Source organism: Pseudomonas sp. D3 (assembly GCF_029320995.1).
Classification (GTDB): Bacteria; Pseudomonadota; Gammaproteobacteria; order Pseudomonadales; family Pseudomonadaceae; genus Aquipseudomonas; species Aquipseudomonas paraveronii.
Genome location: NZ_CP119772.1, coordinates 4,389,067 through 4,415,169, shown reverse-complemented (window position 1 = coordinate 4,415,169; position 26,103 = coordinate 4,389,067). Strand labels below are relative to the sequence as shown.

Here is a 26,103-nt window from a genome sequence, read left to right as displayed (position 1 = left end):
ATCTGCGGCGGTGCGCTAAATCTGTCGCAATAAAATGTTAACTGTCTGTTTTTAAAAGATAAAAATAGAGATTTTGCCTTTGGCATGTCCTGTGCTTACTGCATAGGCATGACCATTTCCGACAAACGCCTCCTACGCCATCTGATTACAGCGGTGCTGATCAAGCTCCTGCTGTTGAGCGTGCTGTGGTGGCTGTTCATCCGGGATTCGCACGTCAGTGTCGACCCGAACATTGTCGGCAACCGTTTCGGTGTACCCACCTCGACTCAAGGGGCAAGCAAGTGATATCAGAACAACTGGTGGATTTGTCACGGCTGCAGTTCGCAGCCACTGCGCTTTACCACTTTCTATTCGTACCGCTGACGGTTGGCATGGTGTGGCTGCTCGTCATCATGGAAAGCGTCTATGTGATGACCGGGAATGTCATCTGGAAGGACATGACGCGCTTCTGGGGCAAGTTATTCGGCATTAACTTCGCCCTGGGGGTGACAACCGGTATCACCCTGGAATTCCAGTTCGGCACCAACTGGGCGTACTACTCGCACTACGTGGGCGACATCTTCGGTGCGCCGCTGGCCATCGAGGGCTTGATGGCGTTCTTCCTCGAATCGACCATGATCGGTCTGTTCTTCTTTGGCTGGGATCGCCTGAAGAAAGAGCACCACTTGCTGGTCACGCTGCTGATGGCCGTCGGTACCAACCTGTCGGCGCTGTGGATCCTGATCGCCAATGGCTGGATGCAGAACCCGGTGGGCTCGGAATTCAGCTACATCACCATGCGCATGGAGATGGTCGATTTCTGGGCGGTGGTGTTCAACCCGGTCGCCCAGGCCAAGTTTGTGCACACGGTGTCGGCCGGTTATGTCACCGGTTCGATGTTCGTGTTGTCGATCTCCAGCTGGTACTTGCTCAAGAACCGTGATGTCGAGTTCGCCAAACGCAGCTTCCGGGTGGCGGCGGCGTTCGGTCTGGCCTCGGTGCTGAGCGTGATCGTGCTGGGGGATGAATCGGGTTACACCGTGGGTGAGGCGCAGCAAACCAAGCTGGCGGCCATGGAAGCCATGTGGGAAACCAAGCCCGCGCCGGCGGGCCTGACCTTGCTGGCCAGCATCAACGAAGCCGAGTCCAAGAATAACTGGGAAGTCGATGTGCCCTGGGTGATGGGCTTGATCGGCACACGCTCGGTGAGCAAGCAGATTCCTGGCATTCACGACATCAAAGCGAAGAACCGCGCGCGCATCCTGCGTGGCATTACCGCCGTCAATGCGCTTGAAGCCCTGCGGGCCGATCGCACCGATAAGGCGGCGTTCGATACCTTCGAAGAGTACAAAGCGGACCTCGGCTTTGGCCTGCTGCTGAAAAAGTACGTTGAAGACGTCAACCAGGCCACGCCGGAGATCATCGACAAGGCGATGAACGACACCGTACCGCACGTGACCCCGATGTTCTGGGCGTTCCGGATCATGGTCGCGCTGGGTTTCGCCATGCTCCTGCTGTTCGGGCTGGCCTTCTGGAGCACCTTGCAGTCGGTCTGCACACGCCGCCGCTGGTTGCTGCGTTGGGCCCTGTGCATGCTGCCTGCGCCTTGGCTGGCCTGTGAGCTGGGCTGGTTCGTCGCTGAATATGGTCGTCAACCCTGGACCATCTACGGCGTGCTGCCCACTCACATGAGTGTCTCCACCCTTAGCGTCAATAACCTCTATGGCTCGCTGGCAGGCTTCGTCGCTTTCTACACCGTGCTGCTGGTGGTTGAAATGTTCCTGATGGTCAAGTTCGCCCGCCAAGGGCCGGGCAGCCTCGGAACCGGTCGTTATGCTTACGATGCCAACATGAAGGAACTCCATCATGCTTGATTACTTCACCCTGAAAATTATCTGGTGGGCACTGGTCGGCGTACTGCTGATCGGCTTCGCCATCATGGACGGTCACGACATGGGGGTCGGCACCTTGCTGCCCTTCGTCGGCCGCTCGGACGTGGAACGCCGCGTCGCAATCAACACCGTAGGGCCGCACTGGGACGGCAACCAGGTGTGGTTCATCACCGCGGGCGGCGCACTGTTCGCCGCGTGGCCGGTGGTGTATGCCACCGCGTTCAGCGGGTTCTACTGGGCGATGATTCTGGTCCTGTGGGCGCTGTTCTTCCGCCCGGTGGGGTTTGACTATCGCAGCAAGATTCACAACGCCAAATGGCGCAGCACCTGGGACTGGGGGCTGTTTGTCGGCGGGGCCGTGCCGCCGCTGGTATTCGGCATCGCGTTCGGCAACCTGTTGCAAGGCGTACCGTTCCACTTCAATAACATGCTGGTATCGACGTACACCGGGAGTTTCTGGCAACTGCTGAACCCCTTCGCGCTGCTGACCGGTGTGGTGAGCAGTGCAATGATCACCCTGCAAGGCGGGACCTATCTGGCGCACCGCACTGAAGGCGTGATCCAGGCCCGTGCGATCAAGGGCGGGGTTGGCGCGGCGCTGGTGCTGCTGTGCACATTCGTCATTGCCGGCGTGTGGTTGCAATGGATCGACGGCTATCGCATTACCTCGGTGGTGGATACCGCCGGGCTGCCGGACATTCTCAACAAGACCGTGGTGCGCGAAGCGGGGGCCTGGATGGCCAACTATGGTCATTATCCTGTGTTGTGGCTGCTGCCCGCGCTGGGCTTGGTTGGCGCAGCCGGCGCCGCGTTGTTGATGCTGATGCGCCGCACACTGGTCGCGTTTGTCGCGTCGTCGCTCGCGGTGATCGGGGTGATTAGCACGGCCGGTGTCTCGATGTTTCCCTTCGTCATGCCGTCCTCAACCGTGCCTGCGGCCAGCCTGACCGTGTGGGACAGTGTGTCCAGTCATCTGAGCCTGTCCATCATGTTCTGGGCCACGTTGATCTTCATGCCGCTGATCGTGATCTACACCTCGTGGGCCTATCGCGTCATGCGCGGCAAGGTCACCGTGGCACAGATCGAAGCCAACGAACATTCGGCCTACTAACGCCATCAGAGGAGCAAAGACTATGTGGTATTTCGCCTGGATGCTGGGAGTCGGTTTTGCCTTGCTGCTGGCCATATTAAATGCGATGTGGGGCGAGAACGAAGCCGCTCGCGCCCTGAGCGACCGTGAGGAGCCGCGGCCATGATGCCGCGTGTCGCCGACGCCCCGGCACCCTCACGCCTTCACCCGCTGAGCTTGCTTATCGCGGTAGGGATCATGCTCGTGTGTACGCTCTATCCGCCCCTGATGGCCGCCCCGGACGGGAAAGCTGATCATGGGCTGGCAATGGCCTTGTTCACGGCGATGAGTGTGGCCTTTGTGCGGGGCGTGGGCTTCGTGCCGCGCGCGCGCGTGTGGCGTTGTTTGTTCTCGGGCTGGACCTGCTTTGGCGCGCTGGCACTGGCTGGCGGGTTGAAGTTCCTGCACTGAAAGCCGACGATCCCGGCGCCACGCTGGCGGCTCTGCGGGGCGGCGGGATCGTCAATCCATACAGTTTTTGGCTAGGTCTGCTCCGGGAAGCGTCGCGCGAGTCTGTCCCGGCGCATGCAATACGACTAAATCAGCGTCTCGGCCTGCGCAAGCGTGATGCGCGGTATAACGCTCTCCGGAATTCTTGAACAGTCGGATAAGTTGTAGACCCTAAAATCATCGCCGATGATTTTCTGCGACATCAGCTCTAGCGATGGAAGTATGCGAGTGTGGTAGTGCTGATCGAGTCCGCAGGGTGAGTTTATGGAATCATGATTTTCATAAAATCGTCCCGAGTTCTCTTTCAGATCCACGCCCACAAGAAACACCTTGGAGAACCCGACGTGGAACGCCAGTTGAATGGCCAGATACGCCACCGTCCGGGCATCAAAAAACCCCTCGCGCATGTCTTTGCTGAAACCAATGTGTCCTTTCCCGCAAGCCCGTAAGGGGGGATGGGTGACCAGCGGCGTGTGTCGTCCCAATACGCAGTGGAACCAGGACGGTTTTTTAGCCTTGGACAACGCATAGAGTTGCCCGCTGGGACAAATACCCGAAGTACGCGCGTGGTCTTCCCACAGCGCGACTCTTTGGCTGACCGTCATGGCGTAGTTGAATAAATGCGGCTGCTGTTCGGAAAAACTTCTATCCGAGCAGACATAAAAAAACGGTTTTACGTCGGTGTTCAAAAACATCGAAATAGCGCCGTTCATTGTGATCATCGGAACGTGCGCAAATTTTTCGATGGGGAACGATTTCGCCGACAGGCCGGATGCAAGAATAAAAACCGCGCCTGATTCGATATTCCGACAGCTATCAAAATCGTGCACGGTCAACTCGCGTTGGTTTGAATGTGTGGCTACCGACTCTGGGTCATGCAGAGCCTGCTCAGTGTTCTCACCGTACTGGTCCTTGAGGGACACCTGTTTCATCTGACCTACTCGTACTGCTAATAAGTGAAAAAGATATACACGTCCTCAAGCCGGGTGTCTTCAGGAGAGTTGATTTATAAATAATAATTTATAAACGGACGTCAGATTAGTCTCTATAGAGAGTAGGAATCATCTCTATTTAGGGGCGGGATCAGTCGCCTTAACGCGCTGAAACAATCAGAACGTCTGCCCCATGGAAAACTGGAATATTTGCTTTTCGGCGTTCTCGGGTGTGCGAATCGGATAGGCCAGGTTGACACTCAATGGCCCCAGCGGGCTGTACCACGTCACACCCACCCCTACCGAACTGGCCATCTGGCTCAGGTCCACACCGTCGCAGCTTTGGGTGGTGCTCAGGTAGCACTTGTCCGAATACACCGTGCCCATATCCCAGAACACCGAGGTGCGCACGGATTTGTTGTCCTTGATGAACGGCACGGGGAACAAGTACTCCGCGCCACCGGTAATCAGGATATTACCGCCCAGCGCGTCCGTGCTCCGGTCCGAATAGTACGCCTGACCCTCACTGGCATAAGCCCCGGTCGCCGGCGTGCTGCGTGGGCCGAGGGTACCGCTTTTAAACCCGCGTACCGTGCCTTCGCCGCCCGCCGTATAGCTTTCATAGAAGGGTAACCCGTCCGTGGAACCATAGCCGTTGCCGTAACCCAGTTTGGTGTGCAAGCGCAGGGCCGTGGCATTGCTGATTGGCAGGAAGGTTTGCCCCGTGTAGTCGACTTTGTAGAAGCTCAGGTCACTGCCGGGTACGGTCACCATCAGGTTGAGGTTTTGCGAATGCCCGCGCGTCGCCAGTACGCCTTTGTTCAGGGTCGATTCCGACCAGCCTGCGCTGGCCTTGAAGTTGGTGAACTGCTTGCCTTCGCGCTCGATGAAGTCGTAGATCTCGTCGGCGCTGTAGGTGCCCGGCTCGATGTTGTCGTGCTGTGCCGTCAGGCCGAACGTCAGGCGGGAAGTCTCATTGATCGGGTAACCAAGGCTGGTGCCCAGGCCATAACTGTTGATGGAGTAATAAGACACCCCGCTATCGTAGTATTTGTTGTAGTCGGTATCACTGTAGAACGCGTTGTAACCCAGGCTAACCCCATCGGTGGTGAAGTAGGGGTCGGTGAAACCGATGTTGTACTTGCTCTGGTAGGACGAACGGGTCAGCCCCAGGCTGGCGTAATTGCCCGTGCCGAGAAAGTTGTTCTGGGTAATCGACCCGCCGAGGATCAGGCCCGAGCTTTGGGCGAAGCCGATGCTGGCGGTGATCGAGCCGGAGGCTTGTTCTTCCACGGCGTAGTTCACATCCAACTGGTCATCCACCCCGGCCACGGCCGGCGTCTCGACATTCACCTCCTTGAAGAACCCCAGGCGCTCCAGGCGCACCTTGGATTGGTCGATCAGGTAAGTCGACGCCCAGCCGCCTTCCATCTGGCGCATCTCGCGACGCAGCACCTTGTCGTCGGTCTTGGTATTGCCCCGGAAGTTGATGCGATTGACGTAAGCCCGCTTGCCGGGGTCGACGCTGAAGATGATGTCCACCGTGTGGTCTTCTTCATGTACCTGAGGCGTACCGTTGACGTTGGCGAACGTATAGCCTTCGTTGCCCAGGCGGCGGGTGATCAGTTCCGAGGTGGTCGTCATCAACTTGCGCGAAAACACCTGGCCCTTTTGCACCAGTAATAATGACTGGACCTGGTCTTGCGGGACTTTCAGCTCACCACTCAACTTGACCTCGCGCACCGTGTATTTCTGGCCTTCCTGGATGTTCACGGTGATGTAGACGTGCTTTTTGTCCGGGGTCATGGAGACCTGGGTCGAGGTGATATCCATGTTGATATAGCCACGGTCCAGGTAATAGGAGCGCAGTCGTTCGAGGTCGCCGGAGAGTTTCTCCCGCGCGTATTTATCGTCGTTCTTGAAAAATGACAGCCAGTTACTGGTCTTGAGCGTAAATTGGTCGTTCAACGTGTCGTCGGAGAACACCGTATTGCCCACCACGTTGATGTGCTGGATCGACGCCACTTGGCCTTCATCGATCTTGATTTTCAGGCCGACCCGATTGCGCGGCTGAGCCACGACTTCGGTGTCGACCGACGCCGAGTAACGGCCCTGGGCCACGTACTGGCGCTGCAACTCGTTGCGCACGCCTTCCAGGGTGGCCCGCTGGAATATCTCGCCTTCGGCAAGGCCCGATTGCTTCATGCCTTTCATCAAGTCTTCGGTGGAGATCGCCTTGTTGCCCTCGAACTCGATACTGGCAACCGAAGGGCGCTCGACGACATTGATAATCAGCACGTCGCCTTCGCGACTCAACTGGATGTCCTGGAAGAACCCGGTCTTGAACAACGCGCGAGTGGAATCCACCAAACGCCGGTCATCCGCTTCGTCGCCGACGTTCAGCGGCAATGCGCCGAATACGCTGCCCGCCGAGACCCGTTGCAGGCCATTGATTCGAATATCGGAGATTTTGAAGCCTTGGGCGAGTGCCAGTGAGGTGTTGAGCAGCAGCGCAACCGAGCAGAGCAGGCGCGAAAAATTCATCAAGATCTTTTCCAGAATACATCGACAAGCAGCGCCGGCTCGCTTGGATAATTCACCGCGCGGCCAGACTGGTGAACACCCAGCATAAGAGCGCATCGCGTTTGGTGCGGTTAACTGAATGTCAAGTTAGGTAAAGGTTGGCCCGAATCCCTGCTGCAAGGCTGATAATGCGCCCCCACTCTACTGACGAGCCCGCAATGATCTCCGTACTGTTAGTCGACGACGATCAGGAATTGACTGAAATGCTGAGCCAGTACCTGGCGTGTGAAGGCTTCGAGGTCACGGCCGTGCATACCGGTGAGGAGGGTGAGGTCGAGGCGCTGTCGGGGCGCCATAGCATTGTGGTGCTGGACGTCATGCTGCCCCAGCGCTCGGGTATCGAGGTACTCCGGCGTATCCGTGCCGTCAGCCAAGTGCCGGTGGTATTGCTCACTGCCCGTGGCGACAACATCGATCGCATCACCGGCCTGGAACTCGGCGCCGACGATTATGTGCCCAAGCCCAGTTCCCCGGGCGAATTGGTGGCGCGCCTGCGCGCCATCATGCGTAGGGTGCAGGCGGTGGGCCAGCCGACCACCGAGGTGATCAAGACCGGCTCGCTGGTGTTGTGGCCGGGCAAGCGCCAGGCTCTGTGGAACGGCGCCGAGCTGGGTGTGACCAGCACCGAGTTCAGCCTGCTCGAAGAACTGGCCCGCAGCGCCGGCCAAGTGGTGAGCAAAAGGGATCTGTCGCTCAACGCCCTGGGCTGTCCGCTGACTCGCTATGACCGGCGTATCGACGTTCACATCAGCAGCATCCGGCAAAAGCTCGGGCCGCGCCCGGATGCCAAGGCCTGGATCCAGAGCGTGCGCGGTCTCGGCTACCTGTTGATTGCCGAATGATCAAGCCCAGCCTGCTGTTCTGGAAACTGTTCCTGGCTTTCTGGTTGGCGACCACCTTGACGTTTCTGGTAGGGATCGGCGTGCTTGAGTTGGGCCGCTTCCGCCCAGGCGACCCGCATGTTGAAGCCATCCTCGCGAGTGAACAGAAGCTGCTGCAACAATTTGGTGTCGAAGCGGCCGCCCAGCTTCTGGCGGTATGGGAGCATCCGTCGGACCAAGCCATCGGTGTCTATGACAGCGCCGGACAGTTGCTGGTGGGGGCCCCCGTTACGCGGCCGGCCTATGAACAAGCGGTCATCAGCAAGGAAGGCCTGGCGCTTTCGCTGCGCTCGACCCACTTCCCCGGTATTGACGGCGGCAGGCCGTGGCACCAAATCCCGCTGATCATCGGCACGCTGATGAGTGCGCTGTTCAGCGGTTACATGGCGTATTACCTGGCCTGGCCATTGGCGTACTTACGTCGGGCGATGAGCGATGTGGCCCAGGGGCGCTTCGAAACCCGGGTCAAGCCCGCGATGGGCAAGCGCCGTGATGAAATCGTCGACCTGGCCGAAGACTGCGATCGCATGGCCAACCAGCTCAAGGTGCTGGTGCAAGCCCAGCAGCATCTGCTGCACGACATCTCCCATGAACTGCGCTCGCCGCTGACACGCATGCAAGCGGCTATCGGCCTGTTGCGCCAGGACGCCGCACGCCTGGAAATGCTCGAACGCATCGAGCATGAATCCGAACGCATGGACACCCTGATCGAAGCGCTGCTGACCCTGGCACGCCTGCAAGGCCGGCCCGAAAGCATCGAGCGTGAGCCCGTGGACATCACTGAGTTGCTGGCGATGATCGTCGAAGACGCGCAGTTCGAGGCCGGGATCAAAGGCTGTCACGTGCACCTGCAGGCCTGCCCGCCGTTTATCGCGTGTGTCAGCGGCGAGTTGCTGTACCGCTGCTTCGAGAATGTGATCCGCAACGCCGTGCGCTACACCCGACCGGACACCACGGTGCGGGTTTCGGCGCATATCAGCCGCGACGCGAACCGCCTCACGGTGCGCATCACCGACCACGGGCCGGGCGTCGACAATGACCGATTGCACAGCATCTTCCAGCCGTTCGAGCGGGGCGCGGGGGATGCCTGCGTCGGCTTCGGCCTGGGCTTGGCCATCGCCGCACGGGCGGTGCAGATGCACGGCGGCACCATCGCGGCCCGCAACGAAGCGGGCGGCGGGCTGACCGTGGAAATCAACCTGCACAGCGCACGATCTTTACACGACATTACATTGGCTTGACCGCCCTGTACGTCGCCGCTCATTAGACTGGTCACCATTGATTGAGCGGAGGTGGCGATGTTTCAGGTGCATAAAAAGGGCTTTGTGCCCGGCAGGAAAATGGTCGATGGCCTGGTTCCTTACGACTTCTTTTGCGAAGACAGCCCGGCGATCAATCTCTTCGTGTTCACCGGCGCCGCCACGCCGGACGCCACGGTCGAGGAGCAGACGCTGTGGGGCTTCACCCGACTGGAGCGGTTCGAGGCGATGACCAGCGCGCTGGTGGGCAACAAGCAGCACGCGGGTTGGTTTCAAAGCGTCAACGTGCTGACCGGGCCCAACCAGAACGGTACGCAAAGCGTGAAATTCCAGCGCGTGCTGAAAATCATCAAGCACGCCAGCGCCACGCGCAAAGCCGACTACGAGATCCGCACCGACGAAGGCGACACCTACTTCACCCGGCCAACCGTTGCGCCGGGCAGTGCGCAAACGGTCATCTATTCGGCTGAGTCATCCGCTCGGAGCGCGTGATTATTTCAGGTACCTGGCGGGCGCAAGGCTCGCCTGTGCAACCCACATTGTGTGTTACCGCTGCCCACCCTTGGTGCGGGTTGAGCCATTGGGTAGCAAATTCCTCCGTCCTCCCCCCCGTTGCCTGCCGATACGTTCTCGCCGATTTCATCTAAATCAATCACTTGGCACAGCGCTCAAGAAGTTGGCACGTATTCTGCTTTTTTGTATCCGTGGATAATTGGATACAAAAATTCAAAAGGTGCCGCCGATGCAATTTGCCCGCGCTTACGTTGATCGTCAGCCGCTGACCGCCGAGGAAGAGGCTTATAACTTCCTGCTGGACGCCATTTGTCGTGGCCGCTACTGCAAGGGCGACCGGCTAATCGCCGAAGACATCGCCAGCGAGATCGGCATGAGCCGCATGCCGGTGCGCGAGGCATTTCGTCGCCTGGATGCCCAGGGCCTGGTGACCCTGCGCCCCAATCGCGGGGCCATCGTCAGTGGTCTGGATATCGATGAGCTGCATGAGGTGTTCGAGATGCGCAGCGCCCTTGAAGGTCTGGCGGTGCGTGTGGCGGTCGGCCGCATCGGTGAGCGCCAGCTCGCGGCGCTGGAGCGCCTGCTGGATGAGATGGATGACTACCGCGACGAGAGCGCCGCGTGGGTCGGCCGGCACCGCGCGTTTCATGAATACCTGTGCAGCCTCAGCGGCCGGCCGCGCTTGATGAAGCAGATTTCGGCGCTGTACTCGCTGGTCGAGGCGCCCATGCGCTTGTGGTTGCAGCACGGCGAAAAACCCCTCAGCGCACGCCAGGAACACGCGGTGATCCTCGACGCCATTCGTGCCGGTGATGCCGCGCGCGCCGAAGCCGTGGTGCGTGAACACATCGAGGGTACGGTGCCGGCGCTGATCCAATTCCTGCAAAACGAACAATAAAAAAGCTGTCGTGTTTTGACGTTGATTCCTGCCCCCGTTATTCAACGAACTGGAGTGTCTGGTCATGCATAAATGCCGTGCCTTGCTGGTGGCTGTCTCCCTCGGCCTCTGTACCCAATGGGCTTTTGCTGCGCCCCAGGTGCCGGAGCGCCTGCAGAAAGTCGATAAGCTCACGTATTGCTCGGGAATGGACTCACCGCCCCTGGTGTCCTTCGACGAAGCCCAGAAACCGCGCGGGCTCACCGTCGACCTGGGCCTGGAAATCGCCAAGCGCCTGGGCGACAAACAGGTGCAATGGCGGGTGATCCCATTCTCCGGTTTAGTGCCGGCGTTGCTTGCCCAGCAATGCGACATGATCGTCGACCAGTTGTTCGACAAGCCCGAGCGGCGCCAAGTGATCGACATCGTCAACTACATGTACTCCAGCCAGTCGGTGGTGGTGCCCAAGGGCAACCCCAAGGGCATCAAGACCCTGGATGAGCTGTCCGGGCACAAAGTCGCGGTGCTCAACGGCTCCACCATCAAGACCCTGCTGGACGCGCAAAACGACAGCCTGACCAAGGCTGGCAAGCCCTTGATGAAACTGGTGGTCTACAACACCGACACCGACGCGTTCCAGGCCCTGCGCATCAGCCAGGTCGACGCCTACGGCACCACCGTGGAAACCGCAGGTTACTACGCAGCGATGGCCCCGGAGCTGTTCCAAGAAGGCGTGCCAGCGTTCAGTCGCATCCTCACCGGCCTGGGCATGCGCAAGGACGATCCGCAACTGACCGCCGCCGTGCAGCAGGTGATCAGCGATATGCGCAGCGACGGCAGCTACGTGCGGTTGCTGGACAAATGGCATGTCAGCAGCGACACACTCGACTGAGGCAAACCTGCGATGAATTTCAATTGGGATGTGTTCTGGCAGTACCTGCTGCAGCCCAGTGGGGTGTACCTCACCGGGTTGTGGCTGACCTGCCTGATCAGCGTGCTGGCGATGCTGCTCGGCTGTGTGCTGGGGCTGGCGGCGGCGCTGCTGCGCTTGTCGAAGAACCCGTTGTTGCACCTGCCGGTGCGTTTTTATGTGTGGCTGATGCGCGGCACACCGCTGCTGGTGCAGATCGTGTTTTTGTACACCGCGCTGGCGGCGGGCGGGATTTTCCGCTTCGAGGATATCGAGCTGTTCGGCCTGATCGTGCCCGGCAATATCCAGGCGGCAATCATTGCCCTGGGCCTCAATGAAGGCGCGTACATGGCCGAGATCATTCGCGCCGGCATCGGTGCGGTAGACAAGGGCCAATACGAAGCCGGGCGCTCCCTGGGCATGGGCTTTGCCAAATTGATGCGGCGTATCGTGCTGCCCCAGGCATTCCGGGTGATCGTGCCGCCGCTGGGCAACGAGTTCAACGTGATGCTCAAGAACACCACCCTGGTCAGTGTGATCGGGGTGCAGGAGTTGCTGCTCAGCACCCAGATGATCACCTCGGCGACCTTCCGCGTGTTCGAGTTGTACTTGGTGGTCGCTCTGTATTTCCTGACACTGACCACCCTGTGGGGCTTTTTCCAGCGCTGGCTGGAGACGCGCTTCAGCCAGTCCGACCGGCCTTCTGAGCCACCGCCGGCAGCCAGCCGCATGTTCGGGCGCAGCGCCCTGAAACTGCTGAGGGGACGTTAACCATGGCGCACCAAAGTGAAGAACTGATCATCGAAGCGTTGGACATCCACAAGTCGTTCGGCGCACTGCAGATTCTCAAGGGCATTTCCCTGCAAGTGCGGCGCGGCGAAGTGGTGGTGCTGATCGGTGCCTCCGGTTCCGGCAAGACCACGTTCATCCGCTGCATCAACCTGTTGGAAGACATCCAGGGTGGGCGCATCCGCGTCAACGGCCGTGCCATGGGCTATCGCGAACGCCCCGACGGCAGCCTGGTGCGCGACTCGGAGCGCAACATCGCCCGGCAGCGCCGTGACATCGGCATGGTGTTCCAGCGCTTCAACCTGTTCCCCCATATGACCGCGCTGGAAAACATCATCGAAGCACCGATCCACGTGCTCGGCACCCCGCGTGCCGAGGCGTTGGAGCAGGCGCGTGGTTTGCTCGCGCGGGTCGGCCTGGCGGACAAGGCCAGCCATTACCCGTCGATGCTCTCTGGCGGCCAGCAACAACGGGTGGCGATTGCCCGCGCGTTGGCGATGAAACCCCAGGCCATGCTGTTCGACGAACCCACCAGCGCCCTCGACCCGGAAACCGTCGGCGAAGTGCTGCAGGTGATGAAGGAACTGGCCGAGGAGGGCATGACCATGGTGGTGGTCACCCATGAAATGGGCTTTGCCCGTGAAGTGGCCGACCGCGTGGTGGTGCTCGACCAGGGCGAGCTCATCGAACAAGGCCCTCCGGAACAGATATTCAGCCACCCCAGCCACCCCCGTACCCGGGCCTTTCTCAGCCGCGTGTTATGACCCGTCCAAGGAGATTTTCCATGCGCTTATCGAGCTTCTTCGCGGCCCTGTGCTGCGCCGCCATTGTCCCTATGGCCGAGGCCGCCGACCCGGTGGTGAAGGTCTATAACTGGTCCGATTACATCGGGCCTGACACCTTGAAAAACTTCGAGAAAGACAGCGGCATCAAGGTGCAGTACGACATCTTCGACACCAACGAAATGCTCGAGGCCAAGTTGCTTTCCGGGCACTCGGGATATGACGTGGTGGTGCCATCCAGCCAGTTCCTGTCCAAGCAGATTCGTGCCGGCGCCTACCAGCCACTGCAACGCGGGCTGCTGGATAACTGGAAGCACCTCGACCCGCGTCTGATGCAACGCCTGGACGCGGCCGACCCCGGCAACCGCTACGCTGTGCCGTACATGTGGGGCACCGTGGGCATCGGCTACAACGCAGAAAAGGTGCGGGCTGTGCTGGGCAAAGAGGCGGTGCTGGACTCCTGGTCGATGGTTTTCGAGCCCGGCAACCTGGCCAAACTCAAAAGTTGCGGCGTCGCTTTTCTCGATGCGCCGGTGAAGATCATTCCCCAGGTCATGCTCTACCTTGGCCTGAACCCCAACAGCGTCAAGCCAGACGACTACACGCAGGCCTCGAAACGGCTGATGGCGCTGCGGCCGTCGGTGACCTACTTCAATTCGTCGAAATACACCGCCGACCTGGCCAACGGCGATATCTGCGTGGCGGTCGGTTATTCCGGCGATGTCATGCAGGCCCAGAGCCGAGCCAAGGAGGCCGGCAAGAACATCGACATCCGCTACCTGATACCCAAAGAAGGCGTGAACCTGTGGTTCGACATGCTGGCGATTCCCAAGGATGCCGGTAACGCGGCCAACGCCCATGCGCTGATCAACTACCTGCTGCGGCCCGAGGTGATCGCGCCGATCAGCGACTACGTGGGCTACGCCAACCCCAACAAGGATGCGACGGCGCTGATGAACCCCAAGGTCAGCGGCAACCCGGGCATCTACCCCGGCGACGACGTGATCAGCCACACCTTCGTCTCCGCCGACCTGCCGGAAAACATCCAGCGTCTGATGACCCGGGAATGGAACCGGATCAAATCCGGCCAATAAATCGAAGAGCCTTTGCCATGTTGAAATTTTCTGCTCACGAGTACCCCTATCCGTCGCAACGCCAGAGTGTGTTTGCCCGGCGCGGCATGGTCGCGGCATCCCAACCCCTGGCCGCCCAGGCGGGCATCGAAATCATGCAAAAGGGCGGCAACGCGATCGACGCGGCCATTGCCACGGCGGCGGCCTTGACGGTGGTGGAGCCCACCGGCTGCGGCCTGGGCGGCGATGCGTTTGCCTTGGTCTGGTGCAAGGGCCAGTTGCATGGCCTGAACGGTAACGGTCACGCGCCGGCCGCCTTGAGTATCGAGGCGGTCAAGGCGGCGGGGCATGACCGGATGCCGCTGTATGGCTGGACCCCGGTCACTGTGCCCGGCTGCCCCTCGGCCTGGGCCGAGCTGTCGCAACGCTTCGGCAAGTTGCCGTTTGCCGAACTGCTGCAACCGGCCATCAGCCTGGCGCGGGAGGGTTTCCCGGTGTCGCCGGTGGTCGCCCATCAATGGCAGATTGCGCTGAACGAATTCACCCCCCATCGCGACGCCGTACTGGACGCCTGGTTCGACACGTTCCTGATCGACGGGCGCGCCCCCCAGGCGGGGCAGGTTTTCCGCAACCTGGCCCAGGCCCGAACGCTGGAAGAACTCGCCGCGACCCGCTGCGAAAGCCTGTATCGCGGGGCCCTGGCCGCACGCCTGGAGACGTATTCCAAGGCCAGTGGCGGCTACCTGCGCGCCTGCGACCTCAAGGATTACCGCGCACAGTGGGTGGAGCCGATCCACATCAACTATCGCGGCGTCGATGTCTGGGAAATCCCGCCCAGCGGCCAGGGCCTGGTGGCACTGATGGCGCTGAAGATCCTCGAAGGTTTCAGCTTCGATCACCGCGACAGCCAGCAAACCTGGCATCGCCAATTGGAAGCGATGAAGCTCGCCTACAGCGATGGCTTGCATTACATCACCGACCCCGAGCACATGCGCGTGGCGGTGGCCGACCTGCTGAGCGACGACTACAGCACCCGCCGCCGCAACCAGATCGGCGAGCAGGCACAGCCGCCCAAACCCGGCGACCCGCACGCCAGCGGCACGGTGTACCTGGCCACGGCGGACGCCGAAGGCAATATGGTCTCGTTCATCCAGAGCAATTACCACGGCTTTGGTTCCGGCGTGGTGCTGCCCGACAGCGGCATCGCACTGCAGAATCGCGGGCAGGAATTCAGCCTCGACCCGACCCACGCCAACTGCCTCGCACCGGGCAAGAAAACCTTCCACACCATCATCCCCGGCTTTCTTACACAGAACGGTGAGGCCCTCGGGCCGTTCGGCGTGATGGGCGGGTACATGCAGCCCCAGGGCCATGTGCAGATGGTGATGAACCTGGTGGACTTCGGCCTCAACCCTCAGGCCGCACTGGATGCGCCGCGCTGGCAATGGCTGGGCGACATGAAGGTTGGGATTGAGCAGGGCGCTTCTCGCGATCTGGCCAATGGGTTGGCGCGGCGTGGCCACAAGGTGCAAATCGACAGCGACCTCACCGACTATGGGCGCGGGCAGATCATCCTGCGCGACCCGGTCAGCGGGGTGCTGTGCGCAGGGACCGAGCCGCGGGCGGACTCGCATATCGCCGTGTGGTAAAACGGGCGGCCAGCGCATCGGGAGGCGGTGGGTAGCCGTTGCGGAAAATAGTTTGACGAAGCCTGTCCCTTTTTTTCACCTCGCCTGTCATCCCAGGTAAGTGAACAAAATCGAGAGCTTCTTACAATGTCCGCAGTCCCCTCCTTGCGCTTGCGCCCGTTGCTCAACCTGAGCCTGCTGCTGAGCCTCAGCGCCAGCCCGTTGTTCGTGCCCGTCAGCTATGCCGAAGACACCGCCAGCCGCCGCAGCTACCAGGTGCCAGCCGGTAGCCTGAGTGCCGCGCTGACCCGTTTCGCCGGGTTGTCGGGGGTCAACCTGTCGGTGGACCCGGCGCTGGTCAGCGGGCGCAGCAGCAGCGGGTTGTCCGGCGAATATGCGGTGGAAGAGGGCTTTGCGCGCCTGCTGCAAGGCTCGGGCCTGCAACTGCAAGCCATGGGAGAGCAGGCCTACATGCTGGTGCCGACGCCCGAGGGCAGCCGCCTGGAACTGGCGCCGACGTCGATCCTCGGCACCAGCGGCCTGGACGACGGCGATACCTACGCCGGTGGGCAAGTGGCGCGGCGTGGTTCGCAAGGCCTGCTGGGTTCGCGGGACTTCATGGACACGCCGTTCAGCATGACCACCTACACCCAGGCGGCGGTGAAGAACCAACAGGCCCGCACCCTCGGCGACCTGATCGCCAGCGACCCATCGGTGCGCGCCACCAACCCGGCCGGTGGGCGCTATGAGCAGTTCACCATTCGCGGGTTCAGCCTGTTCAACAGTGATGTGGCCTACAACGGCCTCTATGGCGTGTTGCCCACCTACACCATCGACATGGAAATGGCCGACCGCGTCGACGTCGTCAAAGGCCCCAGCCAATTGATCAACGGCATCTCGCCGCGCGGCAGTGTGGGCGGCGGGATCAACGTGGTGCCCAAGCGCGCCACCGACAAGGACATCACCTCGTTCACCGGCACCTGGGCCTCCGACAGCCAGGCCGGCGGCGCGGTGGATGTGGGCCGGCGCTTTGGCGAGGACAACAAGTTCGGCCTGCGCTTCAACGGCGTGAAGCAGTCCGGCGATACCGAATGGGACCATCAGAGCGTCGATCGCGAGATGGCCGTACTGGGCCTGGATTTTCGCGGCGAGCGCCTGCGCCTTTCCACCGATATCGGCCACACCGAGCGCGACACCGATGCGCCCCAGGAGCGTGTGCAGGTGGCCGCCGCAGCCCCGGTGCCCAGCGCCAACGATGTGCGCCACAATTACGCGCAGTCGTGGAGCAAGGCCAGCACCAACGACACGTTTGGCACGGTCAATGCTGAGTTCGACCTCAGCGATAACGTGATGCTCTACGGCGGCCTAGGCGCGCGCAAAAGCAACCACGACTTCCTGCGCCACGCCGTTTCCGTTAGCAACAGCGCAGGGGATTTCAGCGTGCAGCCCCGTGACTTCACCCGCGATGAAAATGTGCGCACCGCCACGGCGGGCGTGCGCAACGGGTTCCAGACCGGGCCGGTGAGTCACGAGGTCAACCTGGCTGCCAGCTACTTCTACATGGACTTCACCAACGGCGGCGCACGGTATGCGTCGGCGTCGAGCAATCTCTACGACCCGGTGCAAACGCCGACGCCGTCCACCGCCACCCGCCAGGATGCGAAGGTGTACACCGAGAATAAATTCAGCGGCGTGGCGCTGTCCGACACCCTGGGCTTCTTCGACGACCGCCTGCTGCTGACTCTTGGCGCGCGCTGGCAACGCGTGAAGGTGGATGACTGGACCAACGACGTCAAAGGCCGCACTGGCTACGACGAAGAAAAAATCTCGCCGTCCGGTGGCATCCTGTTCAAGGCCACCGACACGCTGTCGCTGTACGCCAACTACATGGAAGGCCTGAGCCAGGGCAAGGTCGCGCCGTCGACCTCGAACAACGAAAATCAAATCTTCCCGCCGTTCATCAGCCGCCAGGTGGAAGTGGGCGCCAAATACGACGCCGGTGCTTTCGCGGTGACTGCGGCAGTGTTCCGCATCAAGCAACCGGCCTATGAAACCAACGCCACCTCGAACGTGTTCGGCCCCAACGGCAAGCGCCAGAACGAAGGGGTGGAACTGAGCGTGTTCGGCGAGCCGCTCAAGGGTGTGCGTTTGCTTGGCGGGGTGATGTACATCGACAGCGAGCTGACCCACACCACCAACGGCACCTACGACGGCAACCGCGCCCCGGCCACCCCCAAGTACAACGTCAACCTCGGCGCGGAGTGGGACGTGCCGAGCCTCGAAGGCCTGACCTTGACCAGCCGCGGCATCCACTCCAGCTCGCAATACCTGGATCAGTCGAACGTCAAGGAAATCGACGCCTGGAACCGCATCGACGTGGGCGCGCGGTATGCGTTCAAGGTCGATGACAAACACATCACCCTGCGCGCGAATGTGGAGAACGTCGCCGATAAACGCTATTGGAGTTCGGCGGGCGCGTCGGACGACAGTGAGCCGGGGTTGACCTTGTCGACGCCGCGTACTTACCTGTTGTCGGCCACGGTCGACTTCTGATCGGGAGATCGCCTTTGTTTACTCGCGCGCGGTTCGCAGGTGCCAGCGGCAGTGAAAAACACACAGGCTATTTGAAAGTTTTAGCATGATGTCCGCCGAGGGAAACTTCGGCGCGTGGCGCTAATTAGCGAAGTGGCTAATTGCAATTAGCTAAATTCGGCCTTTTCGGTGCTGAGCCTTTAAATCAAGGCTTGTAAGGCCATTTAAAGATGGCCGAAGCCTATTTTTTTCAGTTTGTTTCCCTGCTTCCGGAACTAGCGTTGGAACTTCCAGTCGATTAACCCAGTTAACTCCGACTGCGGCGTGGCGAACTAATGGCATTTTCTTTTTATATCCAGTAGTTCCAAATAGCCATACTTTCTCGCAACTAGACACCCCACTATGTCGTCCATGCCCATCGATGCCTGCCATACGCAGATACCGCACACCGACACCGTGTGCGCGTGGCTGATGCAGCACGCCGGGCTGAAAACCGTCGATCTGGAGCGTGCCCGGCGCTTGTCCACCGACGCCTGCGACCTGTTGGGGTTGCTCACGCGCCTGGGGTTGGTGTCCGAAATCGAACTGGCCCGCGCCTGGGCGGCGTTGCTCGGTGCGCCGCTGTTGCTGGCCGATGCCGCGCCGCCGCTGCTCGACCCGTTGCCCACGCTCACCGAGCGCTTTATGCGCCATTACCAAGTGGTGCCGATGGGGTGGACCCAAGGCGGGCTGCGCGTCCTCGCGGCCAACCCGGCGCAGCACTATCCCTTTCAGGCCCTGGCCTACGCCTGCGATGTGCCGATATGGCTGGCCATCGGCCCGCGCAACGAAGTCGATACGTTGATCGAGCGCTACTACGGCCAGGGCCGTTCCGCCATGGGCACCCTGATCGAGAACCTCGATGAGCAGGGCGGCGCGCTGGAAGATATCGAACACCTCAAGGACATGGCCTCCGAAGCACCGGTGATTCGCCTGGTCAACCTGATCCTGCAGCGGGCGGTGGAACAGCGTGCATCGGACATCCATATCGAACCCTTCGAAAACCAGCTCAAGGTGCGCTACCGCGTCGACGGCGTGCTGCACGACGCCGAAGCGCCGCCGGCCAGTTCGTCGGCGGCGGTGATCTCGCGGGTGAAGATCATGGCGCGCCTGGACATCGCCGAGCGGCGCCTGCCCCAGGACGGGCGGATCATGTTGCGCATCCAGGGCAAGGAGCTGGACCTGCGGGTGTCCACGGTGCCCACCAGTTTTGGCGAGTCGGTGGTGATGCGCCTGCTCGACCGGCAAACCGTGCAGTTCGACTTCCCCAGCCTGGGCTTTGACGGCCAGCGCCTGGCCGCCTTCCTCGACGTGCTCGAACGGCCCCACGGCATCCTGCTGGTCACCGGGCCCACCGGTTCCGGCAAGACCACCACGCTCTACACCGCGCTGGCGCGGCTCAACAGCGCCGAGCGCAAGATCATCACCGTCGAAGACCCGGTGGAATACCAGCTCGAAGGCATCAACCAGATCCAGGTCAAACCGGCCATCGGCCTGGACTTCGCCGGGGCGCTGCGCTCCATCGTGCGCCAGGACCCGGACGTGATCATGATCGGCGAGATCCGCGACCTGGAAACCTGCCGCATCGCCATCCAATCGTCACTCACCGGCCATCTCGTGCTCTCCACCCTGCACACCAACAGCGCCGCCGCGAGCATCACGCGCCTGCTGGACATGGGCGTGGAGCGTTATCTGATCGCCTCGACCGTCACCGGCATCCTCGCGCAACGCCTGGTGCGGCGCCTGGACCCGGCGACCCGCGTCGCCTTCGAAGCGCCGCCGGAGCTGATCGAGGAGCATGGCTTGGAGCGCTTTACCGATGAGCGCCCGATCCTGCTCTACCGGCCCGGCGCCGAAGGCGGTTACCACGGCCGCAGCGCCATCACCGAATTGCTGGTGATGAATGACGAACTGCGTGGCCTGTTGATGCGCCACGCCGACGCCGCGACGCTGGAGCAGGCCGCCCGTCGCGCGGGCCTGCGTACCTTGCATGAAGAAGGCCTGCGCCAGGCGGTGGCGGGCGTCACCTCGCTGGAAGAAGTGCTGCGCGTTACCCGTGGTGACGGCGCGTGAGTCTGTTCACCTTCCGCGCCCTGGACAGCCAGGGTGTGACCCAGCGCGGCACGCTGCAAGCCAAGGATCAAGCCGCCGCCGTCGCAATCCTGCACAAGCGCGGTTGGCTGCTGTTGCAGATCGACACGGCCGGCAGCCAGGGCCTGCGCCATGCCTTTGTGCGTGGGGCGTTGAAGGGCGCCGCGTTGGTGAGTTTCACCCAGCAGTTGGCGACGCTGTTGGGCGCCGGCCAGCCGTTGGAGCGCTCCCTGGGCCTGCTGCTCAAGCAACCCGGCCAGCCCCAGGTGCGCGCGCTGATCGAACGCATCCGCGACCAGGTCAAGGCCGGCAAACCGTTATCGGCCGCGCTGGAGGACGAGGGCGCGAGCTTCTCACCGTTGTACCTGAGCATGGTGCGCGCCGGTGAAGCCGGTGGTGCGCTGGAAAGCACCCTGCGCCAACTCAGCGACTACCTCGAACGCAGCGAGCGGCTGCGCGGCGAGGTCATCAATGCGCTGATCTACCCGGCGTTCCTGGTGGTCGGCGTGCTCGGTTCGCTGGCGTTGTTGCTGGCGTATGTGGTGCCGCAGTTCGTGCCGATTTTCCAGGACCTGGGCGTGCCGATTCCGCTGATCACCGACGTGATTCTGGCCCTGGGTCAATTCCTCGGTGCCTACGGTCTGCTGCTGTTGGCCGGGTCGATCGTCGCGCTGGGGACCCTGGCGGCACGCCTGCGCGATCCCCAGCGCCGCGAACGCTACGACCGCCGCCTGCTCGGCCTGCGGGTGCTCGGCCCGTTGTTGCAGCGGGTTGAAGCGGCGCGCCTGACCCGCACCCTGGGCACCTTGCTCAGCAATGGCGTGGCCTTGCTGCAAGCGTTGGTCATCGCGCGGCAGGTCTGCACCAACCGCGCATTGCAGGCCCAAGTGGCCGATGCGGCTGAATCGGTGAAAGGCGGCGGCACCCTGGCCAGCGCCTTCGGTACGCAAGCGCTGTTGCCCGACCTGGCCCTGCAAATGATTGACGTCGGCGAACAGGCCGGCGAACTCGACAGCATGCTGCTCAAGGTCGCCGACATCTTCGACGTCGAAGCCAAACGCGGTATCGACCGCCTGCTCGCGGCCCTGGTGCCGTCCCTGACCGTGGTCATGGCGGTGCTGGTGGCGGTGATCATGCTCGCGATCATGCTGCCGCTGATGAGCCTGACCAGCCATATATGAACCTTCAAGGAACCCGATCGATGAGAACTCAACGCCGTCAAAGCGGTTTCACCCTGCTGGAAATGCTCGCGGTGATCGTGCTGCTGGGCATTGTCGCAACCATTGTGGTGCGCCAGGTCGGCGGCAATGTGGACAAGGGCAAGTACGGCGCGGGCAAGGCGCAACTGGCCAGCCTGAGCATGAAGCTCGACAGCTACGCCCTGGATGTCGGTTCACCGCCCAACAGCCTGCAGCAACTGGTGGACAAACCCGGGAATGCCGCAAGCTGGGCCGGGCCGTATGCCAAACCGTCGGAGCTGAAAGACCCGTTCGGCCATGCGTTCGGCTATCGCTTCCCGGGCGAACATGGGGCCTTCGACCTGATCTTCTACGGCCAGGATGGCCAACCGGGCGGCGAGGGCTACAGCGCCGACCTGGGCAACTGGGAATAACCCGCCCATGCCCCAACGCGGCTTTACCTTGCTCGAGATGCTGGCGGTCATCCTGTTGATCAGCCTCGCTGTCGGGTTGTTGGGGCTCGGTGCGCGCCAGGCCGTGCAGGCGGCGAACGAGCGGCGCGTGGTCGGGCAGATGGTCGACGCCCTGCGCACCACGCGGGCCGGGGCGATTGTCAGCGGGCGTGCGGCCAGGACCGAATTCGATCTGCAGCGCCTGACCTTCCAGGCGCCGGGCCGCGCCCCTCACGCGTGGCCGGCGAGCCTGCAGGTCACCTTGCACAGCGCCGAACAGGTCGCAAGCGCCGTAGAGTTCTACCCCGATGGCAGTTCCACCGGCGGCAATCTGCTGCTGGCCAACGGCAGCCGGCGTTGGCGCATCGACATTGGCTGGCTGACCGGCAGCGTGCAGTCCAAGGCGCTGCCATGAAGCGCCAGGCCGGGTTTACCTTACTCGAAATGCTCGCCGCCCTGACGTTGATGGCGGTGTGCAGCACGGTGTTGCTGGTCGCCTTCGGCCAGAGCGCGCGCTCGTTGGCGCAAGTGGCCCGCAGCGATCGCCTGAGCCATGCCGCCCTCAGTGTGCTGGACCAGGAAACGACGGGGCACCTGGCCGACGGGGTCCGCCAGGGCGAGCTGGACGGCATCCATTGGCAACTGACGTGTGTGCGCCAGCAACCGCATCTGTATCGCCTCGACCTTATTGTCAGCGAGGGCTCGCACCAGGCCCGTTTCAGCACATTGAAGGTGCGCCAGTGAGGCGCCGCGAGCGGGGCTTCACCCTGCTCGAAATCCTCGTGGTACTCAGCTTGCTCGCGGTGCTGCTGGTGTTGTTGAGCGGCGCGTTGCTCGGCGCCAATCGCGCGGTGTCCAAGGCCCAGCGCTATACCGTCAGCCTGGACGAAATGCGCGCCGCCCAGCAGTTCTTACGCACCGCCATCAGTGAAGCATTGCCACTGGATGTCACGGAAGACGACAGCCAGGCCGATGGGTTTTTCGTGGGCACCTCCGAGCGACTGCAGTTTGTCGCGACGTTGCCCGGTGTGCTCGGCGGTGGGATTCAGCGTTTCACCCTGCAACGGGGCGCAGAGGATTTGCAGGTGGCGTTCTCGCGGTTGGAGGCGCAGACCACGGTCTCCCGCGATGAGCCGCAAGTGCTATTGACGAACCTTGCGGCGCTGCAGTTCAGTTATCGCGGCGTATCGCCCTTGGGCCAACCCACCGGATGGATTGACCAGTGGCCGTGGCCCCGGCGCTTGCCCGCTGCGGTACGGATTGCCGCGCGTGTCGACGGGCCGGTGCCCTGGGTCACCGAGGTGATTGCGTTGCGCTTGAACCTGTCCAGCGGAGCCACGGGCGAATGAGGCGTCAACGCGGGGCGGCGCTGCTGCTGGTGCTCTGGGTGCTGGCCTTGCTCAGCGTGTTGCTGGGTGGCTTGGCCGCTTGGGTACAGCTGGAAAGTCGCCAGGCGCTGTGGCATCGCCAGCACACCCAGACGGTGCTGGCGGCCGAAGCCGGCGTCGCCCTGGCGATGGCCGATCCACGCTGGATCGCCGATGGCCGTGAAATGCCGCTGACTTTCGATGACGCGCAGTTGCACGTCAGCCTACGCAGCGAGCGCGGCAAGCTGTACCTGATCAACGCCGAGGCGGATGACCTCACGCGCCTGGCCCTGGCCTGCGGCGCCACCCCGGCCCAGGCCACGCAACTGGCCAAGGCGTTGGAGGCGCGGCGCAATCAGGGCCTGGCGCCGTTTCGCGTGCTCGAAGAAGTGCGCCAATTGCCGGGCATGACCCAGGCGCTGTACAGCCAATTGTTGCCCGAGATCACTTTGTGGAGCGACCTCGATCGGCCCGCTCCGGCGTTCGCCAGCGCCCTGATGCGCCAGGCCCTGAACCTGCCGCAGCAGAGCGCGCAGGGCGTCGATCCCGGCGAGGTGCTGGTGGTCGACAGCCGCGCACAGCGCCCCGGCGGTTATGAAGCGCGTTTGCACGTCACGGTTTTATTGAGCCCAACGGAGGACGGCGCACAGCCCTACCGGGTGTTGCGTTGGCAAGAATGAATCGACTGGAACCCATCGCCCGGTATTGGCGTGGCAGCCTGGCGCAACAAGGTTGGCGCCTGTGGCTCGCGGAGCTGCGTGCGTGCGTGCCAGCGTGGCTGGCGCTGCACGAGCCGCCCGAGCAGCGCTATCACTGGCCGTTGAGCGAGCCGGTTGAGCTGGCGCCGGGCAACGCGCGCCAGGTGCTGGTGCTCGCGGCCGACGCCGTGCTGGTGCAAACCGTGCAGTTGCCCGTAGCCGCTGCCCGCAACCTCAGCGCCGTGGTCGGCTATGAACTGGATCGCTACACGCCGTTCGAGGCCGACCAGTTGTACTTCGTCGCACGCCAGGAGCGGCGCACGCCAACCCACCTGCAGGTGACGCTAGTGGCGATCCTGCGCGAACGCCTCGATCAGATCCTCAGCGACGGTGCCGCCCTCGGTTTGCATCCTCATCGCGTGGATGTGGGCAACCTGGGCATCGACCTGCTGCCCGCGCCTTTGCGCCCACGTTCGCGCCCGGCAGGCAAGGGCTTGCAACGCAGCTTGCCGTGGCTGTGCGGCGCGTTGCTGATCGCGGCGATGCTGCTCTGGCTCAACGACCGCCAGCGCGTGCTCGACGCCATGCACGAAAGCGTCCAGCAGCAAAAAGCCCAGGTCGCCGAAGTGCATGCGCTGCGTCAGCAACTGCTCACCACCCGCGGCGCGGCGCAGTACCTGACTCGGCGCAAATTGGCCCAGCCACCGCTGGTGGCGCTGCTCGACGACCTCACCACGTGCTTGCCCGCCGACACCTGGCTCGACCAGTTGGACATCAAGGGTCGAGACATTGCCTTCTCCGGACAAAGCGCCAAGGCCAGCGCCCTGATCACTCGGATCAAAGGCTGCCACCGCCTGGACAACGCCCAGTTTGAAGGGGTGATTCAACCCGATGTGCGCAGCGGCAAGGATCAGTTTGCCTTGCGTGCCCATCTTCGCCCGGAGGCCGCCGATGCGCCGACCCCTCACACCCCGTGAACGCCGTGGCACGGCCTTGCTGATCCTGGCCGTGGTGCTCGGCGCGGCGTACTGGCTGTTGATCGACAGCTGGTTCGCCGGGCCCTTGCGTGCCATGGGCGAACAGGCCGAGCAGTTGCGCGAACAGCAGCAACGCTATGCCGGTGTGTTGCGCCAGGGCGATGCACTGCGCGAGCAACTGGACCAGGCCCGCCAGGACCCGGCCAGCCAAACCAGCCTGCTGCCGGGGGATGACCCGGATGCGGTCGCCGCCGACCTGATGCAACGCCTCGCCGATTTGATCAACCGCCACGCCACCCTCGGCGGCGGCTGCAGCCTGAGCCAACGCAAACCGATCACCCCGGAGCAGGACGACGGCGAACCGTATCGACAGGTGCAGGTCAGCCTGACCCTCAATTGCGCCATCGAACCCTTGACCGCGATCCTGCATGAGCTGGAATACCAGCCGCCGTTTCTGTTCGTCGATGAGCTGCGCATCCGCCGTGGCAAACAGGCGCCGGTCAGTGGCGGGGCGGGGCAGTTGGTGGTGCAGTTGCTGGTGCGCGGCTACCTGCAACCGCAGGTGGCCCGATGATCGGTGTCTTGCGCCCCTTGGAATGGGGCTTGCTCGGGTTGGTCGGGGTATTGGGCCTGTTGATGGCGGTCATCCTGAGCAGCATCGGCGACGAACCGCAGTGGCTGCCCGAACCGGCCGTGCGCGAGCATGCCTCTGCGCGGGTGCGAGTCGCGCCCAGCGTCGCGTTGGACCGCCTCGCCGCCACGTGGCAAACCCCGCTGTTCAGTGCGGATCGCAGCCCCGATCGTGCGGTCGGCAATACCCAGGCCAGCAGCCTGGCCAACCTGACCCTCAGCGGCATCCTGATCACCGGCAACCTGCAAATGGTGATGCTCAAGCAAGCCGACGGTCGCCCGCTGACCGTGCGCCTGGGCCAGGTGCTGCCCAACGGCTGGCGCCTGGAACACCTCACGCCGCAATCCGCCCGTTTTACCCTGGACGGTCGCACGCAAACCTTGAGCCTGTACGCCAAGCGTTTGCCGCCGCCGTCGACCCGGCCACCGATTTCCCTGCCTCGCGAGCCCCTCCCTTGATCG

General features: G+C 62.4%; 27 protein-coding genes. 25 read left to right on the top strand and 2 right to left on the bottom strand.

What is annotated here, in order from left to right:
• Window positions 1-108 precede the first annotated feature (108 nt).
• Genes cydP through P3S72_RS20130 form a run of 5 tightly spaced genes read left to right on the top strand, consistent with a single transcriptional unit; the run spans window position 109 to window position 3,411 of the window.
• Window positions 109-285, top strand: a complete 177-nt coding sequence (cydP, locus tag P3S72_RS20150) for a cytochrome oxidase putative small subunit CydP (RefSeq protein WP_253397168.1) — start codon at window positions 109-111, stop codon at window positions 283-285.
• Entirely contained in the window at window positions 282-1,853 is a 1,572-nt protein-coding gene (locus P3S72_RS20145; protein ID WP_276193777.1) for a cytochrome ubiquinol oxidase subunit I, read from the top strand. The genes cydP and P3S72_RS20145 overlap by 4 nt, the downstream gene beginning before the upstream one ends.
• Window positions 1,846-2,982, top strand: coding sequence for a cytochrome d ubiquinol oxidase subunit II (gene cydB, locus P3S72_RS20140; protein WP_276193776.1), 1,137 nt, complete (start codon window positions 1,846-1,848; stop codon window positions 2,980-2,982). The genes P3S72_RS20145 and cydB overlap by 8 nt, the downstream gene beginning before the upstream one ends.
• A 22-nt stretch (window positions 2,983-3,004) precedes the next feature.
• On the top strand, window positions 3,005-3,127 hold the full coding sequence (cydX, locus tag P3S72_RS20135) for a cytochrome bd-I oxidase subunit CydX (RefSeq protein WP_276193775.1): 123 nt from the start codon (window positions 3,005-3,007) through the stop codon (window positions 3,125-3,127).
• Window positions 3,124-3,411: a cyd operon YbgE family protein gene (locus P3S72_RS20130; protein ID WP_276193774.1), complete on the top strand. Its 288-nt coding sequence runs from the start codon at window positions 3,124-3,126 to the stop codon at window positions 3,409-3,411. The genes cydX and P3S72_RS20130 overlap by 4 nt, the downstream gene beginning before the upstream one ends.
• 125 nt (window positions 3,412-3,536) lie before the next feature.
• Here the strand turns inward: P3S72_RS20130 and P3S72_RS20125 are convergent, their stop codons facing one another.
• On the bottom strand, window positions 3,537-4,382 hold the full coding sequence (locus P3S72_RS20125; RefSeq protein WP_276193773.1) for a lipopolysaccharide biosynthesis protein: 846 nt from the start codon (window positions 4,380-4,382) through the stop codon (window positions 3,537-3,539).
• Window positions 4,383-4,559: 177 nt separating this feature from the next.
• Complete coding sequence (gene bamA, locus P3S72_RS20120; RefSeq protein WP_276193772.1) at window positions 4,560-6,926, bottom strand: outer membrane protein assembly factor BamA; 2,367 nt, start codon at window positions 6,924-6,926, stop codon at window positions 4,560-4,562.
• A 197-nt stretch (window positions 6,927-7,123) separates the two neighbouring features.
• Here bamA and P3S72_RS20115 point away from each other — a divergent pair, with 197 nt between their 5' ends.
• From P3S72_RS20115 to P3S72_RS20020, 20 genes are all read left to right on the top strand, one after another.
• Entirely contained in the window at window positions 7,124-7,807 is a 684-nt protein-coding gene (locus tag P3S72_RS20115) for a response regulator transcription factor (protein WP_247407170.1), read from the top strand.
• Window positions 7,804-9,087 (top strand): ATP-binding protein, encoded by a 1,284-nt coding sequence (locus P3S72_RS20110; protein ID WP_276193771.1) that lies wholly within the window; start codon window positions 7,804-7,806, stop codon window positions 9,085-9,087. Before P3S72_RS20115 ends, P3S72_RS20110 begins: the two co-directional genes overlap by 4 nt.
• A 57-nt stretch (window positions 9,088-9,144) precedes the next feature.
• Window positions 9,145-9,597 carry a hypothetical protein gene (locus P3S72_RS20105; RefSeq protein ID WP_276193770.1) on the top strand — a complete coding sequence of 151 codons (453 nt, stop codon included), beginning with the start codon at window positions 9,145-9,147 and terminating at the stop codon, window positions 9,595-9,597.
• 250 nt (window positions 9,598-9,847) lie between these two features.
• On the top strand, window positions 9,848-10,516 hold the full coding sequence (locus P3S72_RS20100) for a GntR family transcriptional regulator (protein WP_276193769.1): 669 nt from the start codon (window positions 9,848-9,850) through the stop codon (window positions 10,514-10,516).
• Window positions 10,517-10,580: 64 nt separating this feature from the next.
• On the top strand, window positions 10,581-11,387 hold the full coding sequence (locus P3S72_RS20095; RefSeq protein ID WP_276193768.1) for an ABC transporter substrate-binding protein: 807 nt from the start codon (window positions 10,581-10,583) through the stop codon (window positions 11,385-11,387).
• 12 nt (window positions 11,388-11,399) lie between these two features.
• A complete protein-coding gene (locus P3S72_RS20090; protein WP_276193767.1) occupies window positions 11,400-12,176 on the top strand; it encodes an amino acid ABC transporter permease in 777 nt (258 codons plus the stop codon).
• Window positions 12,177-12,178: 2 nt separating this feature from the next.
• Window positions 12,179-12,958: an amino acid ABC transporter ATP-binding protein gene (locus P3S72_RS20085; protein WP_276193766.1), complete on the top strand. Its 780-nt coding sequence runs from the start codon at window positions 12,179-12,181 to the stop codon at window positions 12,956-12,958.
• A gap of 20 nt (window positions 12,959-12,978) precedes the next feature.
• The gene (locus P3S72_RS20080; protein ID WP_276193765.1) at window positions 12,979-14,070 is read left to right on the top strand and encodes a polyamine ABC transporter substrate-binding protein; all 1,092 of its coding nucleotides are present in this window, start codon (window positions 12,979-12,981) and stop codon (window positions 14,068-14,070) included.
• 17 nt (window positions 14,071-14,087) lie between these two features.
• On the top strand, window positions 14,088-15,698 hold the full coding sequence (locus P3S72_RS20075) for a gamma-glutamyltransferase family protein (RefSeq protein ID WP_276193764.1): 1,611 nt from the start codon (window positions 14,088-14,090) through the stop codon (window positions 15,696-15,698).
• 126 nt (window positions 15,699-15,824) lie between these two features.
• Window positions 15,825-18,230: a TonB-dependent receptor gene (locus P3S72_RS20070; RefSeq protein WP_276193763.1), complete on the top strand. Its 2,406-nt coding sequence runs from the start codon at window positions 15,825-15,827 to the stop codon at window positions 18,228-18,230.
• Window positions 18,231-18,611: 381 nt separating this feature from the next.
• A complete protein-coding gene (gene gspE / locus P3S72_RS20065) occupies window positions 18,612-20,321 on the top strand; it encodes a type II secretion system ATPase GspE (RefSeq protein ID WP_276193761.1) in 1,710 nt (569 codons plus the stop codon).
• Window positions 20,318-21,520 carry a type II secretion system inner membrane protein GspF gene (gene gspF / locus P3S72_RS20060; RefSeq protein WP_276193760.1) on the top strand — a complete coding sequence of 401 codons (1,203 nt, stop codon included), beginning with the start codon at window positions 20,318-20,320 and terminating at the stop codon, window positions 21,518-21,520. Before gspE ends, gspF begins: the two co-directional genes overlap by 4 nt.
• 20 nt (window positions 21,521-21,540) lie before the next feature.
• Window positions 21,541-21,951: a type II secretion system major pseudopilin GspG gene (gene gspG, locus P3S72_RS20055; protein ID WP_276193759.1), complete on the top strand. Its 411-nt coding sequence runs from the start codon at window positions 21,541-21,543 to the stop codon at window positions 21,949-21,951.
• A gap of 7 nt (window positions 21,952-21,958) precedes the next feature.
• On the top strand, window positions 21,959-22,384 hold the full coding sequence (locus tag P3S72_RS20050) for a prepilin-type N-terminal cleavage/methylation domain-containing protein (protein ID WP_276193758.1): 426 nt from the start codon (window positions 21,959-21,961) through the stop codon (window positions 22,382-22,384).
• The gene (locus P3S72_RS20045; protein WP_276193757.1) at window positions 22,381-22,713 is read left to right on the top strand and encodes a type II secretion system protein; all 333 of its coding nucleotides are present in this window, start codon (window positions 22,381-22,383) and stop codon (window positions 22,711-22,713) included. The genes P3S72_RS20050 and P3S72_RS20045 overlap by 4 nt, the downstream gene beginning before the upstream one ends.
• Window positions 22,710-23,318 carry a prepilin-type N-terminal cleavage/methylation domain-containing protein gene (locus P3S72_RS20040; RefSeq protein ID WP_276193756.1) on the top strand — a complete coding sequence of 203 codons (609 nt, stop codon included), beginning with the start codon at window positions 22,710-22,712 and terminating at the stop codon, window positions 23,316-23,318. Before P3S72_RS20045 ends, P3S72_RS20040 begins: the two co-directional genes overlap by 4 nt.
• Window positions 23,315-24,016 carry a general secretion pathway protein GspK gene (locus P3S72_RS20035; RefSeq protein ID WP_276193755.1) on the top strand — a complete coding sequence of 234 codons (702 nt, stop codon included), beginning with the start codon at window positions 23,315-23,317 and terminating at the stop codon, window positions 24,014-24,016. Before P3S72_RS20040 ends, P3S72_RS20035 begins: the two co-directional genes overlap by 4 nt.
• Entirely contained in the window at window positions 24,013-25,011 is a 999-nt protein-coding gene (locus P3S72_RS20030; protein WP_276193754.1) for a PilN domain-containing protein, read from the top strand. The genes P3S72_RS20035 and P3S72_RS20030 overlap by 4 nt, the downstream gene beginning before the upstream one ends.
• Entirely contained in the window at window positions 24,986-25,585 is a 600-nt protein-coding gene (gspM, locus tag P3S72_RS20025; RefSeq protein WP_276193753.1) for a type II secretion system protein GspM, read from the top strand. The genes P3S72_RS20030 and gspM overlap by 26 nt, the downstream gene beginning before the upstream one ends.
• Complete coding sequence (locus P3S72_RS20020; RefSeq protein WP_276193752.1) at window positions 25,582-26,100, top strand: general secretion pathway protein GspN; 519 nt, start codon at window positions 25,582-25,584, stop codon at window positions 26,098-26,100. The genes gspM and P3S72_RS20020 overlap by 4 nt, the downstream gene beginning before the upstream one ends.
• Window positions 26,101-26,103 lie beyond the last annotated feature (3 nt).

What these genes read in the sequence shown, in the direction of transcription:
- cydP (WP_253397168.1), top strand. Translation starts at nt 109, where the DNA reads ATGACCATTTCCGACAAACGCCTCCTACGCCATCTGATTACAGCGGTG.
- cydB (WP_276193776.1), top strand. Translation starts at nt 1,846, where the DNA reads ATGCTTGATTACTTCACCCTGAAAATTATCTGGTGGGCACTGGTCGGC.
- cydX (WP_276193775.1), top strand. Translation starts at nt 3,005, where the DNA reads ATGTGGTATTTCGCCTGGATGCTGGGAGTCGGTTTTGCCTTGCTGCTG.
- P3S72_RS20130 (WP_276193774.1), top strand. Translation starts at nt 3,124, where the DNA reads ATGATGCCGCGTGTCGCCGACGCCCCGGCACCCTCACGCCTTCACCCG.
- P3S72_RS20125 (WP_276193773.1), bottom strand. Translation starts at nt 4,382, where the DNA reads ATGAAACAGGTGTCCCTCAAGGACCAGTACGGTGAGAACACTGAGCAG.
- bamA (WP_276193772.1), bottom strand. Translation starts at nt 6,926, where the DNA reads ATGAATTTTTCGCGCCTGCTCTGCTCGGTTGCGCTGCTGCTCAACACC.
- P3S72_RS20115 (WP_247407170.1), top strand. Translation starts at nt 7,124, where the DNA reads ATGATCTCCGTACTGTTAGTCGACGACGATCAGGAATTGACTGAAATG.
- P3S72_RS20110 (WP_276193771.1), top strand. Translation starts at nt 7,804, where the DNA reads ATGATCAAGCCCAGCCTGCTGTTCTGGAAACTGTTCCTGGCTTTCTGG.
- P3S72_RS20105 (WP_276193770.1), top strand. Translation starts at nt 9,145, where the DNA reads ATGTTTCAGGTGCATAAAAAGGGCTTTGTGCCCGGCAGGAAAATGGTC.
- P3S72_RS20100 (WP_276193769.1), top strand. Translation starts at nt 9,848, where the DNA reads ATGCAATTTGCCCGCGCTTACGTTGATCGTCAGCCGCTGACCGCCGAG.
- P3S72_RS20095 (WP_276193768.1), top strand. Translation starts at nt 10,581, where the DNA reads ATGCATAAATGCCGTGCCTTGCTGGTGGCTGTCTCCCTCGGCCTCTGT.
- P3S72_RS20090 (WP_276193767.1), top strand. Translation starts at nt 11,400, where the DNA reads ATGAATTTCAATTGGGATGTGTTCTGGCAGTACCTGCTGCAGCCCAGT.
- P3S72_RS20085 (WP_276193766.1), top strand. Translation starts at nt 12,179, where the DNA reads ATGGCGCACCAAAGTGAAGAACTGATCATCGAAGCGTTGGACATCCAC.
- P3S72_RS20080 (WP_276193765.1), top strand. Translation starts at nt 12,979, where the DNA reads ATGCGCTTATCGAGCTTCTTCGCGGCCCTGTGCTGCGCCGCCATTGTC.
- P3S72_RS20075 (WP_276193764.1), top strand. Translation starts at nt 14,088, where the DNA reads ATGTTGAAATTTTCTGCTCACGAGTACCCCTATCCGTCGCAACGCCAG.
- P3S72_RS20070 (WP_276193763.1), top strand. Translation starts at nt 15,825, where the DNA reads ATGTCCGCAGTCCCCTCCTTGCGCTTGCGCCCGTTGCTCAACCTGAGC.
- gspE (WP_276193761.1), top strand. Translation starts at nt 18,612, where the DNA reads ATGTCGTCCATGCCCATCGATGCCTGCCATACGCAGATACCGCACACC.
- gspG (WP_276193759.1), top strand. Translation starts at nt 21,541, where the DNA reads ATGAGAACTCAACGCCGTCAAAGCGGTTTCACCCTGCTGGAAATGCTC.
- P3S72_RS20050 (WP_276193758.1), top strand. Translation starts at nt 21,959, where the DNA reads ATGCCCCAACGCGGCTTTACCTTGCTCGAGATGCTGGCGGTCATCCTG.
- P3S72_RS20045 (WP_276193757.1), top strand. Translation starts at nt 22,381, where the DNA reads ATGAAGCGCCAGGCCGGGTTTACCTTACTCGAAATGCTCGCCGCCCTG.
- P3S72_RS20035 (WP_276193755.1), top strand. Translation starts at nt 23,315, where the DNA reads ATGAGGCGTCAACGCGGGGCGGCGCTGCTGCTGGTGCTCTGGGTGCTG.
- P3S72_RS20030 (WP_276193754.1), top strand. Translation starts at nt 24,013, where the DNA reads ATGAATCGACTGGAACCCATCGCCCGGTATTGGCGTGGCAGCCTGGCG.
- gspM (WP_276193753.1), top strand. Translation starts at nt 24,986, where the DNA reads ATGCGCCGACCCCTCACACCCCGTGAACGCCGTGGCACGGCCTTGCTG.
- P3S72_RS20020 (WP_276193752.1), top strand. Translation starts at nt 25,582, where the DNA reads ATGATCGGTGTCTTGCGCCCCTTGGAATGGGGCTTGCTCGGGTTGGTC.